The organism is Kitasatospora sp. GP82 (assembly GCF_029892105.1).
In the GTDB taxonomy this organism is placed as follows: domain Bacteria; phylum Actinomycetota; class Actinomycetes; order Streptomycetales; family Streptomycetaceae; genus Kitasatospora.
The window spans coordinates 130,166-146,861 of the sequence record NZ_JARZAJ010000008.1; the positions used below are offsets into that span (position 1 = coordinate 130,166).

Here is a 16,696-nt window from a genome sequence, read left to right on the forward strand (position 1 = left end):
GTACGAGGAGAGCGAGATGGCCGGCGAGCCGCAGCCCGACTGCCTGTTCTGCAAGATCGTGGCGGGCGAGATCCCGGCGACCGTGGTCCGGGAGACCGAACGTACCGTCGCCTTCAGGGACATCAGCCCGAAGGCCCCCACGCACGTCCTGGTCATCCCCAAGGTGCACTACCCGAACGCCGCCGCCCTGGCCGTCGCCGAGCCCCGGATCGCGGCCGAACTGCTCGCCGAGGCCGGTGAGGTCGCGGCGGACGAGAAGATCGTCGAGTCCGGCTACCGGCTGATCTTCAACAACGGTGCGGGCGCGGGCCAGACCATCTTCCACGCCCATGTCCACGTGCTGGGCGGAAAGCCGATGAACGAGAACATGGTCTGACCCGTGTCACAGCGCGAACTCGTCGTCCTCGGCACTGCGAGCCAGGTGCCCACCAGGCACCGCAACCACAACGGCTACCTGCTCCGCTGGGACGGCGAGGGCCTGCTGTTCGACCCCGGCGAGGGCACCCAGCGGCAGATGCTGCACGCCGGGGTCTCGGCCACCCAGATCACCCGGATCGGGGTGACCCACTTCCACGGCGACCACTGCCTGGGCCTGGCGGGGGTGATCCAGCGGATCAACCTGGACCGCGTCCCGCACCCGGTGGACGCCTACTACCCGGCCAGCGGCGAGGTCTACTTCGAGCGGCTGCGGCACTCCACCGCCTACTACGAGACTGCCGAGCTGCGCCCCCGCCCGATCAGCGGTCCCGGGCCGCTCGAGGCCCCGGGCGCGCCCTTCGCGCTTGCGGCCCGCCGGCTCTCGCACCCGGTGGACTCCTTCGGCTACCGGCTCACCGAACCCGACAGCAGCCGGATGCTGCCCGAACGCCTGGCCGCCCTCGGCGTACGCGGCCCGGACGTCGGCCGGCTCCAGCGCGAGGGGTCGATCGAACTGGACGGCCGCAGGATCACCCTGCCCGAGGTCAGCGAGCCGAGGCCGGGCCAGCACTTCGCCTTCGTGATGGACACCCGCCTGTGCGACGGGGTGTACGAGCTGGCCGAGACGGCCGACCTGCTGGTGATCGAGGCGACCTTCCTGGAGGCCGACGCCCACCTCGCCGAGGAGCACGGCCACCTCACCGCCGCCCAGGCCGCCAGGGTCGCCGCCGAGTCGGGCGTACGGACCCTCGTACTGACCCACTTCTCCCAGCGCTACCCCGACCTGGACGGGCACCTCGCCGAGGCCCGCGAGCACTTCGACGGCGAGCTGGTGATCGCCGAGGACCTGATGAGAGTGCCAGTGCCGCCGCGCGGATGACCGGCCGGCGGATTCGAAAAAGCGCTCGCATCGGCGGGCGATCTGCCCCAGCATCGAATACCGCCGACCACGGTGCCGCGCCGCCACGGCGAACACCTGCGCGGCGTACCCTGGTGACCCGGAGAGCCCGAGTGGCACCCCACGAGACGACGGATGGGATGAGGCAGGCCGCAGCGCCGACCCATGAGTGAGACTTCGCAGAACCCCACCAACGGACAGCAGCGCCCCGGCACGGCAAGCGCCCGGATCGTCATCCCTGAGCGGCACCCGATGGTCACCCTCCTCGGCGCCTCCGACTCCCTCCTGCGGGTGATCGAGCAGGGCTTTCCCGCCGCCGACATCCACGTGCGCGGCAACGAGGTGACCGCGACCGGCGACCGCGCCGAGGTCGCCCTCGTCCAGCAGTTGTTCAACGAGATGATGCTGGTGCTGCGCACCGGCCAACCCCTGACGGAGGACGCTGTGGAGCGCTCCATCGCCATGCTCAGGAGCGCCGCCGAGAACCCGGCCCACCCGGCCCCGTCCGAGGTGTTCACGGCGAACATCCTGTCCAACCGGGGCCGCACCATCCGCCCCAAGACCCTCAACCAGCAGCGCTTCGTCGATGCGATCGACAAGCACACCATCGTCTTCGCGCTCGGTCCCGCCGGTACCGGCAAGACCTACCTCGCGATGGCCAAGGCCGTGAAGGCCCTGCAGGACAAGGAAGTCAACCGGATCATCCTGACCCGCCCGGCCGTCGAGGCCGGCGAGCGGCTCGGCTTCCTGCCCGGCACCCTCTACGAGAAGATCGACCCCTATCTGCGCCCGCTCTACGACGCGCTGCACGACATGATGGACCCGGATTCCATCCCGCGCCTGATGGCCGCCGGGACCATCGAGGTCGCACCGCTCGCGTACATGCGCGGCCGCACCCTCAACGACGCCTTCATCATCCTGGACGAGGCCCAGAACACCTCGCCCGAGCAGATGAAGATGTTCCTCACCCGGCTGGGCTTCAACTCCCGCGTGGTCGTCACCGGCGACACCAGCCAGATCGACCTCCCGGGTGGCACCAGGAGCGGCCTCAAGGTCGTCCAGGAGATCCTGGAGGATGTACCCGACATCCACTTCTCCGTTCTGACCAGCACCGATGTGGTCCGCCACAAGCTGGTCGGCCGGATCGTGGACGCGTACGAGCGCTGGGACGCCCAGCAGGAGGCCGGGAGCGGCGCTCCGAGCCGTAAGCCCACCCAGCGGCGCACCGGAAAGACCGGCGCGGCCCGCGCACCCCGACAGTCCCATCGCACCGAAAGCTGAGTACCAAGCCTTCCATGTCGATCGACATCGCCAACGAGTCCGGCTGGGACGTCGATGAGGATTCCATCCTCGACGTCGCCCGATTCGCCCTCGACAAGATGCGGATCCACCCGCAGGCCGAGCTGTCCGTGATCCTGGTGGACAGTGCCGCCATGGAGGAGCTGCACATCCAGTGGATGGACCTGCCAGGTCCCACCGATGTGATGTCCTTCCCGATGGACGAGCTGCGCCCGGGGAAGGAGGGCGAGGAGCTGCCGCAGGGCCTGCTCGGTGACATCGTGCTCTGCCCGGAGGTCGCCCAGAAGCAGGGCCAGGCGGCGCCCTCCAAGCACTCCACGGACGAGGAGCTCCAGCTGCTCACCGTCCACGGTGTGCTGCATGTGCTCGGCTACGACCACGAGGAGCCGGACGAGGAGCGCGAGATGTTCGCGCTGCAGAAGCGGATCCTGGACGACTGGCGGTCCGGCCGCGGTCTGGCGGGGATCTCCCCGGCGCCGACCACCCACTGAGGGTCGGCCCCCTGTGAGTGGTGAGAGTACGAGCTTCCTGATCGGGGCTCTTGCACTGGTGGTCCTCGGCTGGCTCGCCGCCTGTGCCGAGGCCGGCATCTCCCGGATCTCCCGGTTCCGCGCCGAGGAGGCCGTCAGGGCCGGGCGGCGCGGCGCCTCCAGGCTGCTGACCCTGGCCAAGGACCCGATCCGCTATCTCAACCTGGCCACCCTGATCAGGGTGGCCAGCGAGATGGCGGCGGCCGTCCTGGTCACCGTGGTCTGCGTGCGGAATCTGCACGAGACCTGGCAGGCGGTGCTGCTGGCCTTCGGTGTGATGGTGCTGGTCTCCTTCGTGGCGGTCGGCGTCTCGCCCCGTACGATCGGCCGCCAGCACCCGCTGACCACGGCCACGGCGTCCTCCTTCGTGCTGCTGCCGCTGGCCAGGATCCTCGGCCCGATCCCCAAGCTGCTGATCCTGCTCGGCAATGCGCTGACCCCCGGCAAGGGGTACAAGGAGGGCCCGTTCGCCTCCGAGGCAGAGCTGCGGGCCCTGGTCGACCTGGCCGAGAAGGACGACCTGATCGAGGACGAGGAGCGCCGGATGGTGCACTCGGTCTTCGAACTCGGCGACACCATCGTCCGCGAGGTGATGGTGCCGCGTACCGATCTGGTGATGATCGAGCGGCACAAGACGGTCCGTCAGGCGCTCACCCTGGCACTGCGCTCCGGCTTCTCCCGGATCCCGGTGGTCGGGGACAACGAGGACGACGTGGTCGGCATCGTCTACCTCAAGGACCTGGTCCGTCGCACCCACATCAACCGGGACGCGGAGCTGGAGCCGGTCTCCTCGGTGATGCGCCCGGCGGTCTTCGTCCCGGACTCCAAGCCCGCCACCGACCTGCTGCGCGAGATGCAGCAGATGCGCTCGCACGTGGCGATCGTGATCGACGAGTACGGCGGCACCGCGGGGCTGGTCACCATCGAGGACATCCTGGAGGAGATCGTCGGCGAGATCACCGACGAGTACGACCGGGAGATCGCCCCGGTGGAGGACCTCGGCGACGGCTCGTACCGGATCACCGCCCGGCTGCTGGTCGAGGACCTGGGCGAACTGTTCGGGATCGAGCTGGAGGACGAGGACGTCGAGACCGTCGGCGGGCTGCTGGCCAAGAACCTCGGCCGGGTGCCCATCCCCGGTTCCTCCTGCGAGGTGCCGATACCGGAGGATGCCCCGCGCGAGCTGGTGGCGATCCGGCTGACCGCCGAGAGCTCGGCGGGCCGCCGCAACCGGATCGGCACCGTGGTCGCCGCGCCCGTACGGCCCGGGGAGACGGCCGCCGTCGAGAGCGAGTGAGACCGGCCGCCCACCGGGTGCCGTCCGGTCGTCCGAGGCCGCTCAGGGCCCCGCAGGAGTTGCCGGGCCCTGAGTTGGCTCCGACCATGTGAGGCATGACGCACCAATTGCGCGCGGAGTACGGCGCTGAGGGTCGGTCCGGTGGCATCCGGATGTGGCACGTCGTCCGGGACACCGACCTGACCACCGCGCTGTGCGGCCGCAGGATGGGCGAGGACGCCGATACCAAACCGGAGGAGGAGTGGGGGACCGGGCTGCGGGGCTGCCAGCAGTGCGGCTCGCTCTACATCCACGAGGTTCCGTTCCACCCGGCCGACTGGGAGAGATCACCCAGATAGCGGGATCAGGAGTAGCGTGAAGCTACTTTCGCCGGGGGCGGTGGAGGTCACCATGAAACTGAAAGACGAACTGCCCGTGGATCATCGGCTTGCGCTGGTCTACCGGATCGGCGCCGGACTGGGCGGGATCTTCCTGCTGGTCTTCGGCATCCTGGGGCTGCTGGACCACCCGGGCATCCTGTCCACCCACGGCCCGAGCGTCGCCGGGATGTCCACCAACGGCGCGCTGAGCATCCTCTCCGTGATCATGGGCGTGGTGCTGATCGCCGGCATGGTGATCGGCGGCAACTTCGCCTCCAACCTCAACATGATCGCGGGCCTGCTGTTCGTGCTGTCCGGCTTCTACGGCCTGTGCGTGCTCGGCCGGCCGGACGCCAACATCCTCAACTTCGGGATCGCCAACGTGCTGTTCGCGTTCATCTGGGGCCTCATGGTGCTCACCTTCGGCATGTACGGCCGGGTGAGCAGCCATCTGCCGCAGGACAACCCGTACTGGCGCAAGCGCCACGGCGGGGGCGAGCAGCAGCCGTCCGGGCCGTCGACCCTGGTGAAGATCCTCAAGCCGGGACCGCCCAACCCGATCGGCCACTGAGCGGATCGCCCCGAAGAGGGGCAACCGTCTCGCGGGACCCAATGCGACAGCGGCCCGCAGGGATCTCTCCCTGCGGGCCGCTGTCGCATGTCGTGGCCAGGCCTGAGGGCGGCCGGGGACGGTGCGACCGGCCGGACAGCGGGACATTTTTGACTCCACGTCAGGTCGCACGGGAGTGTGGGTCGCGTCCGCAATGCTACGGAGGGAATCCACGATGAGCGTACGCACCCTGGGTGGCCTGAGCACCGCACCGATCGGCTTCGGGGCGATGGTGCTCTCGCCCGGCGTGTACGGCGAGATCGACGACGAGCGCGGTGCCACCGCGCTGCGGGCGGCGCTCGATGCCGGGGCCACCCTGATCGACACCGCCGACGGCTACGGCGCGGAGGGCCACAACGAGCGCCTGGTCGGCCGGGCGATCGCCGGGCGCCGGGACGAGCTGGTGATCGCCACCAAGTTCGGCTTCCGGATCCCGGAGGGTGCCGAGGCGCACCGCTTCCCGGTTGCGGCCGCGTTCGGCGAGCTGGCCGTCAACCTCGACCCGAAGTACGTCCGGGGATACGCCGAGCAGTCGCTGCGCAACCTCGGCATCGAGGCGATCGACCTGTACTACCCGCACTTCCCCGACCCGCAGGTGCCCTTCGAGGAGACGGTCGGTGCGGTCGCCGAGCTGATCGGGGCCGGGCTGGTGCGGCAGCTGGGCCTGTCCAATGTCACGGCGGAGCAGCTGCGGGCGGCGTACGCCGTGCACCCCGTGGCGGCGGTACAGGTGCAGTGGTCGATGTGGCAGCCGGTCGACCCCGCGCTGTTGGCGACCGCCCGGGAGCTCGGCGTCGGCCTGGTGGCCTGGAGCCCGCTCGGCGGCGGCTTCCTGACCGGCACCGTGCAGCAGGTCGCCGAGGGCGACTTCCGTCGCAACCTGGAGCGCTACGACGAGGCGAACCTGCGGGCCAACAACGACCGCTACGCCCCGTTGCGCGCCATCGCGGCCGAGCTCGGACTGACGCCGGGGCAGCTGGCGCTGGCCTGGCTGCTGAACCAGGACGAGCATGTGGTGCCGATCCCCGGCAGCCGTACCCCCGCGCACATCGTCGAGAACCTGGCGGCGGCGGAGGTGGCGCTGAGCCCGCAGACGCTGGGCCGGATCGCGGCGGCGCTGGACGGCTTCACGCCTGTCGGCCGGGGCGCCATCCTGGCCGAGGGCGGTGGCCGGTGAGCGGCAGGGCGGACGGTAGCGAGTCGTGGCCGGGGCGCCGCCTATGCTCAGCGGCATGAGTGAGCTGACCGAACTGGATCCTGAGGACAAGAAGATCATCACGCTGGCCCGTTCCGCGCGGGCCCGCAACGGCGTGGCGGAGGGGGCCGCCGTACGCGACGAGACCGGCCGGACGTACGTGGCCGGAACGGTCGCCCTGGACTCGCTGAGGCTGAGCGCCCTGCAGACGGCCGTCGCGATGGCCGTGGCCAGCGGGGCGAAGGGCCTGGAGGCAGCCGCCGTGGTCTCCGAGGCGGCCGAGCCGGCCGAGGGCGACCTGGCGGCCGTGCGCGATCTGGGCGGTGCCGGGACGCCGGTGCTGCTGGCCGGTCCGGACGGTGTTCTGAAGGTCGCCGCCGAGGCGCGATAAGGCCCTCCGAGGCTTGTGGCGGGGTGGGTACGGGTGCTCCGGGAGACGGGGCGCCCGTACCTCCCCCGGCCCCCCGGCGCGGGTAGGGTGGCCCTGATCGAGGGGGTGTGCGATGGGGGCACTGGCGTTCTTCGCCGGGCTGCTGCTCAGCGTGATGGGGATGGGCCGCTGGAAGGAGACCGGCTCGCCGTGGTGGCTGGCCGGCTCGATCGCGCTCTTCCTGCTGACGGTCGTCGGAGCGCTCACCGGAGGCCGTAAGTCCCGTTGACGGTGGCCTGTCCGCCTGCGCTCGGATGCTGTGTCCGCCTGCGCTTACGCGATCAGGGAGAATGGTGGGCATGAGTGCCCCTTCATCCCCGTACCGCTCCGGGTTCGCGTGCTTCGTCGGACGTCCTAACGCGGGCAAGTCGACCCTGACCAACGCGCTGGTCGGGACGAAGGTCGCGATCACCTCCGACCGTCCGCAGACCACCCGGCACACCGTTCGCGGCATCGTGCACCGCCCCGACTCGCAGCTCGTCCTGGTGGACACCCCCGGTCTACACAAGCCCCGTACCCTGCTCGGCGAGCGCCTCAACGACCTCGTCCGCTCCACCTGGGCCGAGGTCGACGTGATCGGCTTCTGCCTGCCCGCCGACCAGAAGCTCGGCCCCGGCGACAAGTTCATCGCCAAGGAACTCGCCGAGATCAAGAAGACCCCCAAGGTCGCCATCGTCACCAAGACCGACCTGGTCGACTCCAAGCGGCTGGCCGAGCAGCTGATCGCCGTCCACCAGCTCGGCATCGAACTCGGCATCGAGTGGGCCGAGATCATCCCGGTCTCCGCCGTCGGCGACAAGCAGGTCGAGCTGGCCGCCGATCTGATCACCAAGCTGCTCCCCGAGGGCCAGCCGCTCTACCCGGACGGCGACCTCACCGACGAGCCCGAGCAGATCATGGTCGCCGAGCTGATCCGCGAGGCCGCCCTGGAGGGCGTCCGGGACGAGCTGCCGCACTCGCTCGCCGTGGTGGTCGAGGAGATGCTGCCGCGCGAGGGCCGCCCGGCGGACCGCCCGCTGCTGGACATCCACGCCAACGTCTACATCGAGCGCCAGAGCCAGAAGGCCATCGTGATCGGCGCCAAGGGCTCCCGCCTCAAGCACGTCGGCACCACCGCCCGCAAGCACATCGAGGCCCTCCTCGGCACCCCGGTCTACCTGGACCTCCACGTCAAGGTCGCCAAGGACTGGCAGCGCGACCCCAAGCAGCTCCGCAAGCTGGGCTTCTGAGGGTCCGACAGGATCACCCGGCAGGAGCGGCTCCGGCCGCTCCTGCCGGCTTCCCCGACGCTAGGCCGTGTCCGGTCGCTCCTGCCGGTCGCAAGCCCAGCCGGGCGCCGAACGCCGCGCGCTGATCCGACAAGATCGCGCAGCCATGTGTCGGACCTGGTCCGGCGATGGGGGTGAAAGGGCGCGCAGGGGGCGCTTCTGCCGGTCGGCGGAGGGTGCTCGGGAGGGGCGGATCGTTGCTGGGCCGATCGGTAATCTGCTTATAGGGCAGTGGAGTTGGTGCCGGCGCCGTGGAGGAGGGTGTTGACGACGAGGGTGGCCAGCGCGGCCGGGGGGCGGTTGGTGGGGTCGCCCTCGACGGCCTCGCTGATCAGGACGTAGTAGACACGGCGCAGCCAGTCCAGGTCGGTGTCGGGTCTGAGGAGGCCGGACTGTCGGGCGCGGTGGAAGAGGGCGTCGCAGCGGGCCAGCACCTCGGCGCGGATGCGGTCGCTCTCGGGGTCGGTGGGGCGGCCCATGCCGTAGGACCAACTGATCTTGGCCTCGAGGACGTTGGCCGTCACCTGGTGGAGGGCGACCAGCGGGGGCAGGTGCTCGGGGTGGCTGCGGTCGACGGCGTGGGCGAGTTCGCGGGTGGCCCACGCGCCGAGGGCCTCGATCAGGGCTTCGCGGGTGGCGAAGCGGCGGTGGACGGTGGTCCTGGCGACCCCGGCCTCGGCGGCTATCTGCTCGATGGTGGCCGACGGGTCCCTGCGCAGGACCCGCTCCGCCGCGGCCAGAATCGCCTTGACCGTACGCTCGGAGTCGGCGCGCATCGCACGGCGCCCCCGCACGTCCGCCTGCCCGCGCTGCTCCATCACACCTCCTGAGCCACCGGGTCAGAAGACTACCCCGGCAGGGCGGTCGGGGCGTGAGGGCAGGCGCGGGCCGGGCGAAGGCGCGAGGGCGCGAGGGCGCGAGGGCGCGAGGGCGCGAGGGCGCGAGGGCGCGAGGGCGCGAGGGCGCCTCGGTCGCCGCCGAGCGGCCGGCTCAGCCGTTGGCCGGCTGCTCCACCCGCGAGGAGGCGGGGGACGAATCAGCCTCGCCGTGGGCGAGATTGACACGCTGCCAGATCCGCCGGAGCGGGGCCGGGGCCCACCAGGCGCGGTGGCCGAGCAGCTTCATGGTGGCCGGGACGAGGATCGCCCGGACCAGGGTGGCGTCCACGACGATGGCGATCACCAGCCCGACCCCGATCATCTGCATGAAGGCGATCGAGGAGGTCAGGAAGCCGCAGACGACGACCACCAGCAGCAGGGCGGCACTGGTGATGATCTTCCCGGTGCGCTGGAGGCCGATCGCGATGGACTCGGCGGGGTCGTGGCCCAGGTCGTGGCTCTCCTTGATCCGGGAGAGCAGGAAGACCTCGTAGTCCATGGCCAGGCCGAAGGCGATGGCGACGATCAGCACCGGGAAGTTGGCGTCGATCGCGCCGATCGGGGTGAAGCCGAGCAGGTTGTGCAGGTGTCCGTCCTGGAAGATCAGCTTGATCGCGCCGAACGCGGCGGAGAGCGAGAGCAGGTTCAGCACCACCGACTTGAGCGGGATGGTGACCGACCCGAAGGCCAGGAAGAGCACCAGCGAGGAGACCACCGCCACGAAGATCGCCATCCAGACCGCCCGGGAGCCGATCATGTGGACGATGTCCACCCGGGAGGCCGGCATACCGGTGAAGGCGGCGGTGCCGCCGTCCGGCGCCCTGAGCGAACGCAGGCCGTCCACCATCGTGCGGGCCTCGCGCGACATCGGGTCCATCGAGTAGTGCGCGGTGATCCGGGCGAGGTTGCCGGTGGTGTTGGTGACCGCCGCGCCCGTCACGCCGGAGACGGAGTCCAGCCGGTTGGCGAACTCGTCGAGCGCGCCCCTCGCGCCGTCCGCGGGACCGGGCAGCGTGACCACGGCGGTGACGGTCTTGGTCGGGTCCTGGGTGAAATCGGCCGCCAGGTGCTGGGTGACCACCCGGGCGTCCGAGCTGCTTGGCAGCACCCAGTCGCCGGGACGGGCCCAGTTGACGCCCAGGAAGGGCGAGCCGAGGCCGACCAGCAGGGCGACCACGGCAAGCGTGACCACCAGCGGGCGCCGCATCACCAGCTTGGCCGTCCGGTACCAGCGGCCCTGGTTCTCCGGCTTCGGCCCCTCGCCGCGCCGGTCCCAGGGCATGGGTACGCGCAGGGAGTTGATGCGGTGCCCGGTCATCCGCAGCAGCGCGGGCAGCAGGGTCAGTGAACCGACCACCGCGAAGGCCACCACCGAGACCGCCGCGTACCCCATCGAGCTGAGGAAGCGGGACGGAAAGAGGATCAGGCCGGCGAAGGAGATCGCCACCGCGAGTCCGGAGAACGCGACCGTACGGCCTGCGGTGGCGCTGGTACGGGCGACCGCCTCGTCCAGCGAGGTCCCGGCGGCGAGTTCCTCGCGGAACCGGTTCACCATGAACAGGGCGTAGTCGATGGCCAGTCCGAGCCCCAGGATGGTGATCACATTGATCACGCTGCTGGAGATGTGCACGAAGAAGGTGAGCAGCCGCAGCACCGCGAAGGAGCCGAGCGCGACCACCGCGCCGGTCGCCAACGGCAGCGAGGCGGCGACCGCGCTGCGGAAGATGAACACCAGCAGGATCAGCAGCAGCGGCACCGAGAGCATCTCGGCGCGTCCGATGTCCTGGCCGGTCAGCCCGTTGACCTGTTCGGTCATCGCGGTGATGCCGCCGAAGTGGACCTCGGTGCCCGGCACCTCGAAGTTCTTCTCGACGGCCTGGAGCGCCTTCACCCGCTCCTGGTCGTCCGAGGACTTGAACTGCAGGGCGACATAGGTGGAGTGCCCGTCCTTGCTGAGGAACTCCGGGTTGTTGCCGGTGGACCAGTAGGTGTCCACCCGGTCGAGGTCGGTACGCGGCACGGCGGCCACCGCCGCCTGGATCGGTCCGGCCACCGCCGGGTCCGTCACCGGACGGTCGGCGCTGCGGTATAGCACCACGACATCGTCGGCCTGACGGCCCAGTGGTCCGGCGAGCACCGTGTCGGCCTTGGTGGACTGGCTGTGCGGGTCGTCGAACCCGGCCCCGCCCGTGATGGCGCCGAACACCGTGGTGCCCCAGCCGCCGGCCAGCAGGGTGAACAGGACCGCACCGATGACGACCCACCGCCGATGTGCGGCGGAGAATCTCCCGATGGACGCGATCACGTCTGACGCTCCTTCAGAGTAGGGGGTTGGGGGACGGAGTCAGCCGGTGGCACGGCGGTGCACCCGCAGGGCGTAGAGCATGCAGCCCACCGCGAACGGCGCCTCCAGGAACACGGCGGTGAGCAGGGACATCGGCAGGTAGTCCGAGGGTGCGGTGGTGATGTCGAACCAGGCGTCGGCGACCATGAAGACGGCCAGTCCGGCGGCGGCCAGCGCCACCCGCGAGTCGGCGCGCAGGGCGAGCCGGGCGGCCAGCACCATCGTGGCGGTCAGCAGGGTGTTGAACCCGACCCAGAGCACCCGCCGGTCGGGCTCCGCGTAGAAGCCGACCATCACCGTCCAGATCGCGACCACCGAGGCGGAGGCCGCGAAGACATAGCCGGCCATCGGACGGCGAAACCGGCCTCCGGCGGAACCGGCTCCCGCCGGCCCGTCACCGGTCGGCACGGGGAGCAGCGCCACATTGGCCGGGACGCCACCGGCTTGAACCTTGGTCATGAGTACAGCGTTCCGGCAGGATGGGCCGCGGGCCTCGGGCGACCGGCCGGACCTGGTGGCCCGAAGGACCGGATCCGGCGGCCTGAAGGAGGAGATCACTCCTCCCACCGGGGGAGGATCATGCCGAGCAGCGTTCGCCGTACAGTCGCAGGTGTGGTGCGGGAGTGGACGAGACGCCTCTTCGGCCGCCGGTTCGGGCCGATGCGGCTCGCCCTGGTGGCCTTCGGGCTTGGCTATCTGCTGCTGCTGCGGCAACCCGCCCAGCTCGGTGCGATGGACTGGTTCGTCGGCCTCGGAGTTCTGGGACTCTCCTCGCTGGGCGGCTTCCGGCCGTTACCCGTGGCGCTCGGCCAGGCCGTGATGCTCGCGCTGGCGGAGCTGTACGCGCCCGCGGTGATGGTCGAGGTCAAGGTCGGGGCGAGTGCTGCGCTGTTCGAACTCGCGGTACGACGGTGGGGGCGGCCCACGCTGGTGGTGGGATGCGCGGTGATGGCCGCTCAGCTGGTGGGCTCGCGCTTCGTACCGGCGGAGGTCGGGCCCGCGCTCTACCGGGCGGCGGTGATCGTCTGCGTACCCGTCCTGCTCGCCGGGTACATCCGCTCGGCCGAGCTGGCCGCGCGGACGGCCCACGAGCGGGCCAGGGAGGCCGAGCACAGCCGCGATCTGGCCGAGTGGGGGGCCAGGATGGGGGAACGCGCGGCGATCGCCCGGGAGCTGCACGACATGGTGGCGCACCATCTCGCCTCCACCGTGCTGCGGGTCGGCGTGGCCCGGCATGTGCTGCCCCGCACCGACCAGCGGCTGGCCGAGGTGCTGGACGACGTCCACGCCAGCGCGACCACCGCGCTCACCGACCTGCGGCGGCTGCTGGCCGCGCTGCGCGACCCCGTCGCCCCGGACTCGTTGCCGCAGCACCTGGCACCGCTGCTCGCCGAGACCACGGCACTGCCCGCCGCCGTCCAGGGCGTGGTCGAGCAGTCCCGGCAGGCCGGACTGAGCGTCGACGCCGAGATCGGCCCCGAGATCGCGGAGCTGGACGCGATCCGCAGCCTGACCGTGCTGCGGCTGGTCCAGGAGGGCCTGGCCAATGTGACCAAGCACGCCGGGCAGTACGCCAGGGTAAGGCTGCGGGTGGGCATGGAGGACGGGGCTCTGCACCTGGATCTGGCGAACGATCTGCCGCGCGGGCCGGGCGGGTTGCGCGGATTCGGCCTGCCGGAGGGCGAAGGGAGCGGCTACGGGCTGCTCGGGATGAGAGAACGGGTCGCCCTGGTCGGTGGCACCATCGACGCGGGGAAGACCCCCGAGGGCTGGCGGCTCACGGCGGACCTGCCGGCCGCCGACGCCTACGCCAGCGGAGACGGCAGCGGCAACGGTAGTGGACCGGACAGGAGTTGACCGTGATCAGTGTGCTCATCGCCGACGACCAGCAGCTGGTCAGGGCGGGCGTACGGATGCTCTGCGAATCGACGGACGACATCACGGTGGCCGGGGAGGCGGTCAACGGCGCGGAGGCACTGCGGCTGGCCGAGCGCCTGCAGCCCGACGTCATCCTGATGGACCTTCATATGCCCGGGATGGACGGTACGGCGGCGACCCGGCAGATCCTCGCGATCCGGCCCTCCGCCCGGGTGGTGGTGCTCACGACGTTCGACGACGACGATCGGCTGTACCCCGCGCTGAGTGCGGGCGCGTGCGGCTTCCTCGCCAAGGACGTGTCACCGGCCTCGGTGCTCGATGCGATCCGGCGGGCGGCGGCCGGAGAGAGCCCGTACAGCCCGAGCGTGCTGCACCGGGTGGTGGCGAGGGCCTCGTCCGCGTGGACGGGGGAGGGGGACCGGCGGCGGGAGACGGTGCACTTCACCGGGCGTGAGCAGGAGGTGCTGCGGCTGGTGGCGGCCGGGCTGTCCAACACCGAGATCGCCGAGCGGATGCATGTGGGGGTGACGACGGTGAAGACGCATGTGTCGAACCTGATGACGAAGACGGACAGCCCGAACCGGGTACGGCTGGCGGTGCTCGCGATCCAGCAGGGGCTGGCGGAGGGCTGAGGCGGCGCCTTCCGGCAGGTTCTCGGCCATGTGACTGCCCCGGGGGCGCGGGGCGCTGCGTATTTTTTAGGGGCGCGGGGCTCTGCTTGATCAACTGCGTGCGCGAACAACCACCCACTGCCTGACGGTTGCAAGGAACCCGAATGTTGCACCCCCGAGGTGGTTGCATGGTTGCGCCCGCGGGTCCTCCTGCTCAGTGGGGCAGGGTGGCCAGGGCTGTGGGGATGGGAGTGGGCCCGGTGCTGACCACGAAGGTCCGGTGGTGGGTGGCGGGTTGGCCGATCGTGTCGACCACGACGGCGGCCAGGTCGGCCCGGGGGAGGGTGCCCTCGCCGATGCTTCCGATCTCGACCCGGCCCGTTCCCGCGGTGTCCGTCAGCCAGGGCGGCCGGATCACCGTCCAGGTGAGCGCGGAGCGGGCCAGGTGGGCGTCGGCGTCCCGCTTGGCGAGGCCCACCTCGCGCAATGCGCCGGGGAGTTGGCCGATGTCGTCCACTCCGGCCATGGAGACCTGGATCCAGCGGCGGACCCCGGCCCGCTGGGCGGCGTCGATCGCGGCGATGACGCCGTCCCGGTCGATGGCCTTGGCGTGCAGGACGTTGCGGGCGGCCGCCGCGTTCACCACCACGTCGGTGCCGGTGAAGGCCCGCTCCAGGAGGTCGGCGGGGGCGGTCACGTCGATCACCGCCGGTTCGGCTCCCGCAGCCTTCAGCCGGGCGCAGGGGCCGGCCGTGCGGGCAGCTCCGCAGGGGCGGATTCCCTGCACGACCAGGAGGTTGACGATCCGGATGCCGGTGGCTCCCCCGGCGCCGAGCACAGTGATGCGCATGGAGACTTCCTCGCACTCGCGACAGAAGGGACTCTCTAATTCTAGGAGTTGGAACATTCGAGTAGCAACTATCCTGCAATTCCTTCTCGTTGGAGGGAGGGGAAAAATGCGCTGGCCCTGCCGCCCGCTGGGTGCGGAGGCAGGGCCCGGATTCGCCGAGGGGCGCCGTTCAGCGGGAGAAGGCGAGTGCGTCCCAGTCGGCCGGCCGGTCCGGCAGTCGCGCGGGGTCGCCGAGGACCCGGCCGGAGTGCACCTGGTGCACCAGCCGCTCCCCGTTGATCTGCGCCGCGCAGGCGATACCGCTCACCGCGGCGCCGGTGATCCCGGTCCCGTAGCGGGTGTTGGTGCCCACCACGTGCAGGCCCTCGATGAAGGTGCGGGTGGGGGGTCTGCTGCCGGGCCCGCCCCACTCGGCGAGTCCGAAGGGTGTGCCGCCGGTCGAGCGGGTGTAGCGCTTCTGGGTCAGCGGGGTCGCCGTCTCCAGGTGGGTGATCCGGCTGCGGAACGGCCCCATCGCCTCCTCGGCGGCATCCAGTACGGCTTCGGTGAACCGCTTCTTCTCGGCCAGGTACGCCTCCTGGCGGCGGTAGCTTCCCTCCCGGGAAGGACCGTCCGCCACGCCCCAGCGGGCGGTGCCGGGCGGGCAGAGCGTCATCAGCTGGAAGTTGCTGTGGCCGGGTGGGCAGACCTGGCGCGAGTGCGGGTCCTTGAGCGAGGCGTACGAGGCGAAGACGAACGGGACGGGGTAGAGCTCGTCCGCGGCCAACTGCCGGTAGTACGAGGTGATGTCGTCGCCCCGGTACCACCAGAGGTTGGCGTTGGGGCGGTCGGACAGGCCGGTGTCCAGCGCGACGTACACGGTGGCGAAGGGCAGGGCCATCACCGAGTCCCGGGTCTTGGCGACCAGCTTGCGCGGAAAGTGTTCGGCGCCCACCAGTTCGAGGACGGTGCGGCGGTAGTCGGCGTTGGAGACCACCAGTTCGCTCGGGACCGTCGAGCCGTCCGCGAGTCCGACCCCGGTGACCCGTCGGCCGTCCACCAGGATGCGCTCCACCCGGCTGCGGGTGCGCAGTTCGCCGCCGTACGCCCGGATCACCTCCAGCAGTGAGCCGGCCAGCTGCTGGCCGCCGCCCTTGAGGTAGTAGGCGCCCCTGAGGTAGTGGTCGGTCATGGTGGCGTGCGTGGCGACGGGGGCCTGCTCGGGGCCGAGGCCGTAGTTGGGCGAGAGCGCGGCGAGCGCGGTGCGGGCGGGGGCGGAGAGGCCGAAGTGGTCGAAGAGTTCGCCCAGGAGCCGCTGGCCCCAGGAGACGGTGTGCGGGGAGCGTTCGGGCAGTTCGGCCATCGGGATGTCGGCGGCGGCGGTGATCGCGTCCCGGCGCTCCCGGCCGAGGCCGGTGATGACCTCCAGGGCCCCGGTGATGCCCGCCGCGTCCCGGGGCAGCGCGGCGACGAGCCGCCTGCGGTATTCCTCCGGGTCGGCGGGTACGTCCACGGTGACGCCGGGCAGCGCGATCCGGTCGAAGCCGTCCTGGTCCATCGGCAGGAAGTCCAGCCGTTCGCGCAGGCCCAGGCCGCCGAGGACGGCCGGGAGCAGCCCGTCGGGTCCGCAGTCGCCGAGGTAGTGCAGGCCCACGTCGAACTCGTAGGCGCGCCGCCGCCGGAAGACATGGGAGTTGCCGCCGGCCACCGGGGCCTGTTCGAGCACCAGGACCCGCCGCCCGGCAACGGCCAGATAGGCCGCGCACACCAGTCCGCCCACGCCGGAGCCGATGACCACGGCATCCCAGCGGTCTTCTCCCGCCATCGACGATTTCCCCCTGCTCAATTCGGAA

Annotated in this window: 18 protein-coding genes; 13 read left to right on the forward strand and 5 right to left on the reverse strand. The window is 70.9% G+C overall.

Annotated elements, in window-relative coordinates:
* The first annotated feature begins 16 nt into the window (after nucleotides 1–16).
* From P3T39_RS10750 to era, 11 genes are all read left to right on the forward strand, one after another.
* Nucleotides 17–376 (forward strand): histidine triad nucleotide-binding protein, encoded by a 360-nt coding sequence (locus P3T39_RS10750; RefSeq protein WP_280697209.1) that lies wholly within the window; start codon nucleotides 17–19, stop codon nucleotides 374–376.
* 3 nt (nucleotides 377–379) lie between these two features.
* A complete protein-coding gene (locus P3T39_RS10755; RefSeq protein WP_280697211.1) occupies nucleotides 380–1,297 on the forward strand; it encodes a ribonuclease Z in 918 nt (305 codons plus the stop codon).
* A 183-nt stretch (nucleotides 1,298–1,480) separates the two neighbouring features.
* Nucleotides 1,481–2,596 carry a PhoH family protein gene (locus P3T39_RS10760; protein WP_280697213.1) on the forward strand — a complete coding sequence of 372 codons (1,116 nt, stop codon included), beginning with the start codon at nucleotides 1,481–1,483 and terminating at the stop codon, nucleotides 2,594–2,596.
* Nucleotides 2,597–2,610: 14 nt separating this feature from the next.
* Nucleotides 2,611–3,105 (forward strand): rRNA maturation RNase YbeY, encoded by a 495-nt coding sequence (ybeY, locus tag P3T39_RS10765; RefSeq protein WP_280697215.1) that lies wholly within the window; start codon nucleotides 2,611–2,613, stop codon nucleotides 3,103–3,105.
* A gap of 13 nt (nucleotides 3,106–3,118) precedes the next feature.
* The gene (locus tag P3T39_RS10770) at nucleotides 3,119–4,441 is read left to right on the forward strand and encodes a hemolysin family protein (protein ID WP_280697217.1); all 1,323 of its coding nucleotides are present in this window, start codon (nucleotides 3,119–3,121) and stop codon (nucleotides 4,439–4,441) included.
* Between the two features lie 95 nt (nucleotides 4,442–4,536).
* Nucleotides 4,537–4,779: a hypothetical protein gene (locus P3T39_RS10775; protein ID WP_280697219.1), complete on the forward strand. Its 243-nt coding sequence runs from the start codon at nucleotides 4,537–4,539 to the stop codon at nucleotides 4,777–4,779.
* A 52-nt stretch (nucleotides 4,780–4,831) separates the two neighbouring features.
* A complete protein-coding gene (locus P3T39_RS10780; RefSeq protein ID WP_280697221.1) occupies nucleotides 4,832–5,371 on the forward strand; it encodes a DUF4383 domain-containing protein in 540 nt (179 codons plus the stop codon).
* Nucleotides 5,372–5,585: 214 nt separating this feature from the next.
* Nucleotides 5,586–6,587 (forward strand): aldo/keto reductase, encoded by a 1,002-nt coding sequence (locus P3T39_RS10785; protein ID WP_280697223.1) that lies wholly within the window; start codon nucleotides 5,586–5,588, stop codon nucleotides 6,585–6,587.
* A 43-nt stretch (nucleotides 6,588–6,630) separates the two neighbouring features.
* Complete coding sequence (locus P3T39_RS10790) at nucleotides 6,631–6,996, forward strand: cytidine deaminase (protein WP_280697224.1); 366 nt, start codon at nucleotides 6,631–6,633, stop codon at nucleotides 6,994–6,996.
* Between the two features lie 112 nt (nucleotides 6,997–7,108).
* Nucleotides 7,109–7,264: a hypothetical protein gene (locus P3T39_RS10795; protein WP_280697225.1), complete on the forward strand. Its 156-nt coding sequence runs from the start codon at nucleotides 7,109–7,111 to the stop codon at nucleotides 7,262–7,264.
* 70 nt (nucleotides 7,265–7,334) lie between these two features.
* Nucleotides 7,335–8,264 carry a GTPase Era gene (gene era, locus P3T39_RS10800; RefSeq protein ID WP_280697227.1) on the forward strand — a complete coding sequence of 310 codons (930 nt, stop codon included), beginning with the start codon at nucleotides 7,335–7,337 and terminating at the stop codon, nucleotides 8,262–8,264.
* Nucleotides 8,265–8,524: 260 nt separating this feature from the next.
* Here era and P3T39_RS10805 read toward each other — a convergent pair whose 3' ends face one another.
* From P3T39_RS10805 to P3T39_RS10815, 3 genes are all read right to left on the reverse strand, one after another.
* Nucleotides 8,525–9,121, reverse strand: a complete 597-nt coding sequence (locus P3T39_RS10805; protein ID WP_280697229.1) for a TetR/AcrR family transcriptional regulator — start codon at nucleotides 9,119–9,121, stop codon at nucleotides 8,525–8,527.
* A gap of 172 nt (nucleotides 9,122–9,293) precedes the next feature.
* Entirely contained in the window at nucleotides 9,294–11,486 is a 2,193-nt protein-coding gene (locus P3T39_RS10810; RefSeq protein ID WP_280697230.1) for an MMPL family transporter, read from the reverse strand.
* Between the two features lie 39 nt (nucleotides 11,487–11,525).
* Nucleotides 11,526–11,984: a hypothetical protein gene (locus P3T39_RS10815; protein WP_280697231.1), complete on the reverse strand. Its 459-nt coding sequence runs from the start codon at nucleotides 11,982–11,984 to the stop codon at nucleotides 11,526–11,528.
* 120 nt (nucleotides 11,985–12,104) lie between these two features.
* On the opposite strand from P3T39_RS10815, the gene P3T39_RS10820 reads away from it, so the two are divergent.
* A complete protein-coding gene (locus tag P3T39_RS10820; protein WP_280697232.1) occupies nucleotides 12,105–13,382 on the forward strand; it encodes a histidine kinase in 1,278 nt (425 codons plus the stop codon).
* Nucleotides 13,383–13,384: 2 nt separating this feature from the next.
* Nucleotides 13,385–14,035 (forward strand): response regulator transcription factor, encoded by a 651-nt coding sequence (locus P3T39_RS10825; RefSeq protein WP_280697233.1) that lies wholly within the window; start codon nucleotides 13,385–13,387, stop codon nucleotides 14,033–14,035.
* A 193-nt stretch (nucleotides 14,036–14,228) separates the two neighbouring features.
* Here the strand turns inward: P3T39_RS10825 and P3T39_RS10830 are convergent, their stop codons facing one another.
* Together P3T39_RS10830 and P3T39_RS10835 are read right to left on the reverse strand one after the other, a co-directional pair.
* Nucleotides 14,229–14,864: an NAD(P)H-binding protein gene (locus tag P3T39_RS10830; protein ID WP_280697235.1), complete on the reverse strand. Its 636-nt coding sequence runs from the start codon at nucleotides 14,862–14,864 to the stop codon at nucleotides 14,229–14,231.
* Between the two features lie 169 nt (nucleotides 14,865–15,033).
* Nucleotides 15,034–16,668, reverse strand: a complete 1,635-nt coding sequence (locus P3T39_RS10835; RefSeq protein ID WP_280697236.1) for an NAD(P)/FAD-dependent oxidoreductase — start codon at nucleotides 16,666–16,668, stop codon at nucleotides 15,034–15,036.
* Nucleotides 16,669–16,696 lie beyond the last annotated feature (28 nt).

Excerpts from the sequence above, each read along its gene's own strand:
- P3T39_RS10785 (WP_280697223.1), top strand. The coding sequence starts at position 5,586 with ATGAGCGTACGCACCCTGGGTGGCCTGAGCACCGCACCGATCGGCTTC.
- P3T39_RS10815 (WP_280697231.1), bottom strand. The coding sequence starts at position 11,984 with ATGACCAAGGTTCAAGCCGGTGGCGTCCCGGCCAATGTGGCGCTGCTC.
- P3T39_RS10750 (WP_280697209.1), top strand. The coding sequence starts at position 17 with ATGGCCGGCGAGCCGCAGCCCGACTGCCTGTTCTGCAAGATCGTGGCG.
- P3T39_RS10795 (WP_280697225.1), top strand. The coding sequence starts at position 7,109 with ATGGGGGCACTGGCGTTCTTCGCCGGGCTGCTGCTCAGCGTGATGGGG.
- P3T39_RS10760 (WP_280697213.1), top strand. The coding sequence starts at position 1,481 with ATGAGTGAGACTTCGCAGAACCCCACCAACGGACAGCAGCGCCCCGGC.
- P3T39_RS10835 (WP_280697236.1), bottom strand. The coding sequence starts at position 16,668 with ATGGCGGGAGAAGACCGCTGGGATGCCGTGGTCATCGGCTCCGGCGTG.
- P3T39_RS10790 (WP_280697224.1), top strand. The coding sequence starts at position 6,631 with ATGCTCAGCGGCATGAGTGAGCTGACCGAACTGGATCCTGAGGACAAG.
- P3T39_RS10820 (WP_280697232.1), top strand. The coding sequence starts at position 12,105 with ATGCCGAGCAGCGTTCGCCGTACAGTCGCAGGTGTGGTGCGGGAGTGG.
- P3T39_RS10775 (WP_280697219.1), top strand. The coding sequence starts at position 4,537 with ATGACGCACCAATTGCGCGCGGAGTACGGCGCTGAGGGTCGGTCCGGT.
- ybeY (WP_280697215.1), top strand. The coding sequence starts at position 2,611 with ATGTCGATCGACATCGCCAACGAGTCCGGCTGGGACGTCGATGAGGAT.
- P3T39_RS10780 (WP_280697221.1), top strand. The coding sequence starts at position 4,832 with ATGAAACTGAAAGACGAACTGCCCGTGGATCATCGGCTTGCGCTGGTC.
- P3T39_RS10805 (WP_280697229.1), bottom strand. The coding sequence starts at position 9,121 with ATGGAGCAGCGCGGGCAGGCGGACGTGCGGGGGCGCCGTGCGATGCGC.
- P3T39_RS10830 (WP_280697235.1), bottom strand. The coding sequence starts at position 14,864 with ATGCGCATCACTGTGCTCGGCGCCGGGGGAGCCACCGGCATCCGGATC.
- era (WP_280697227.1), top strand. The coding sequence starts at position 7,335 with ATGAGTGCCCCTTCATCCCCGTACCGCTCCGGGTTCGCGTGCTTCGTC.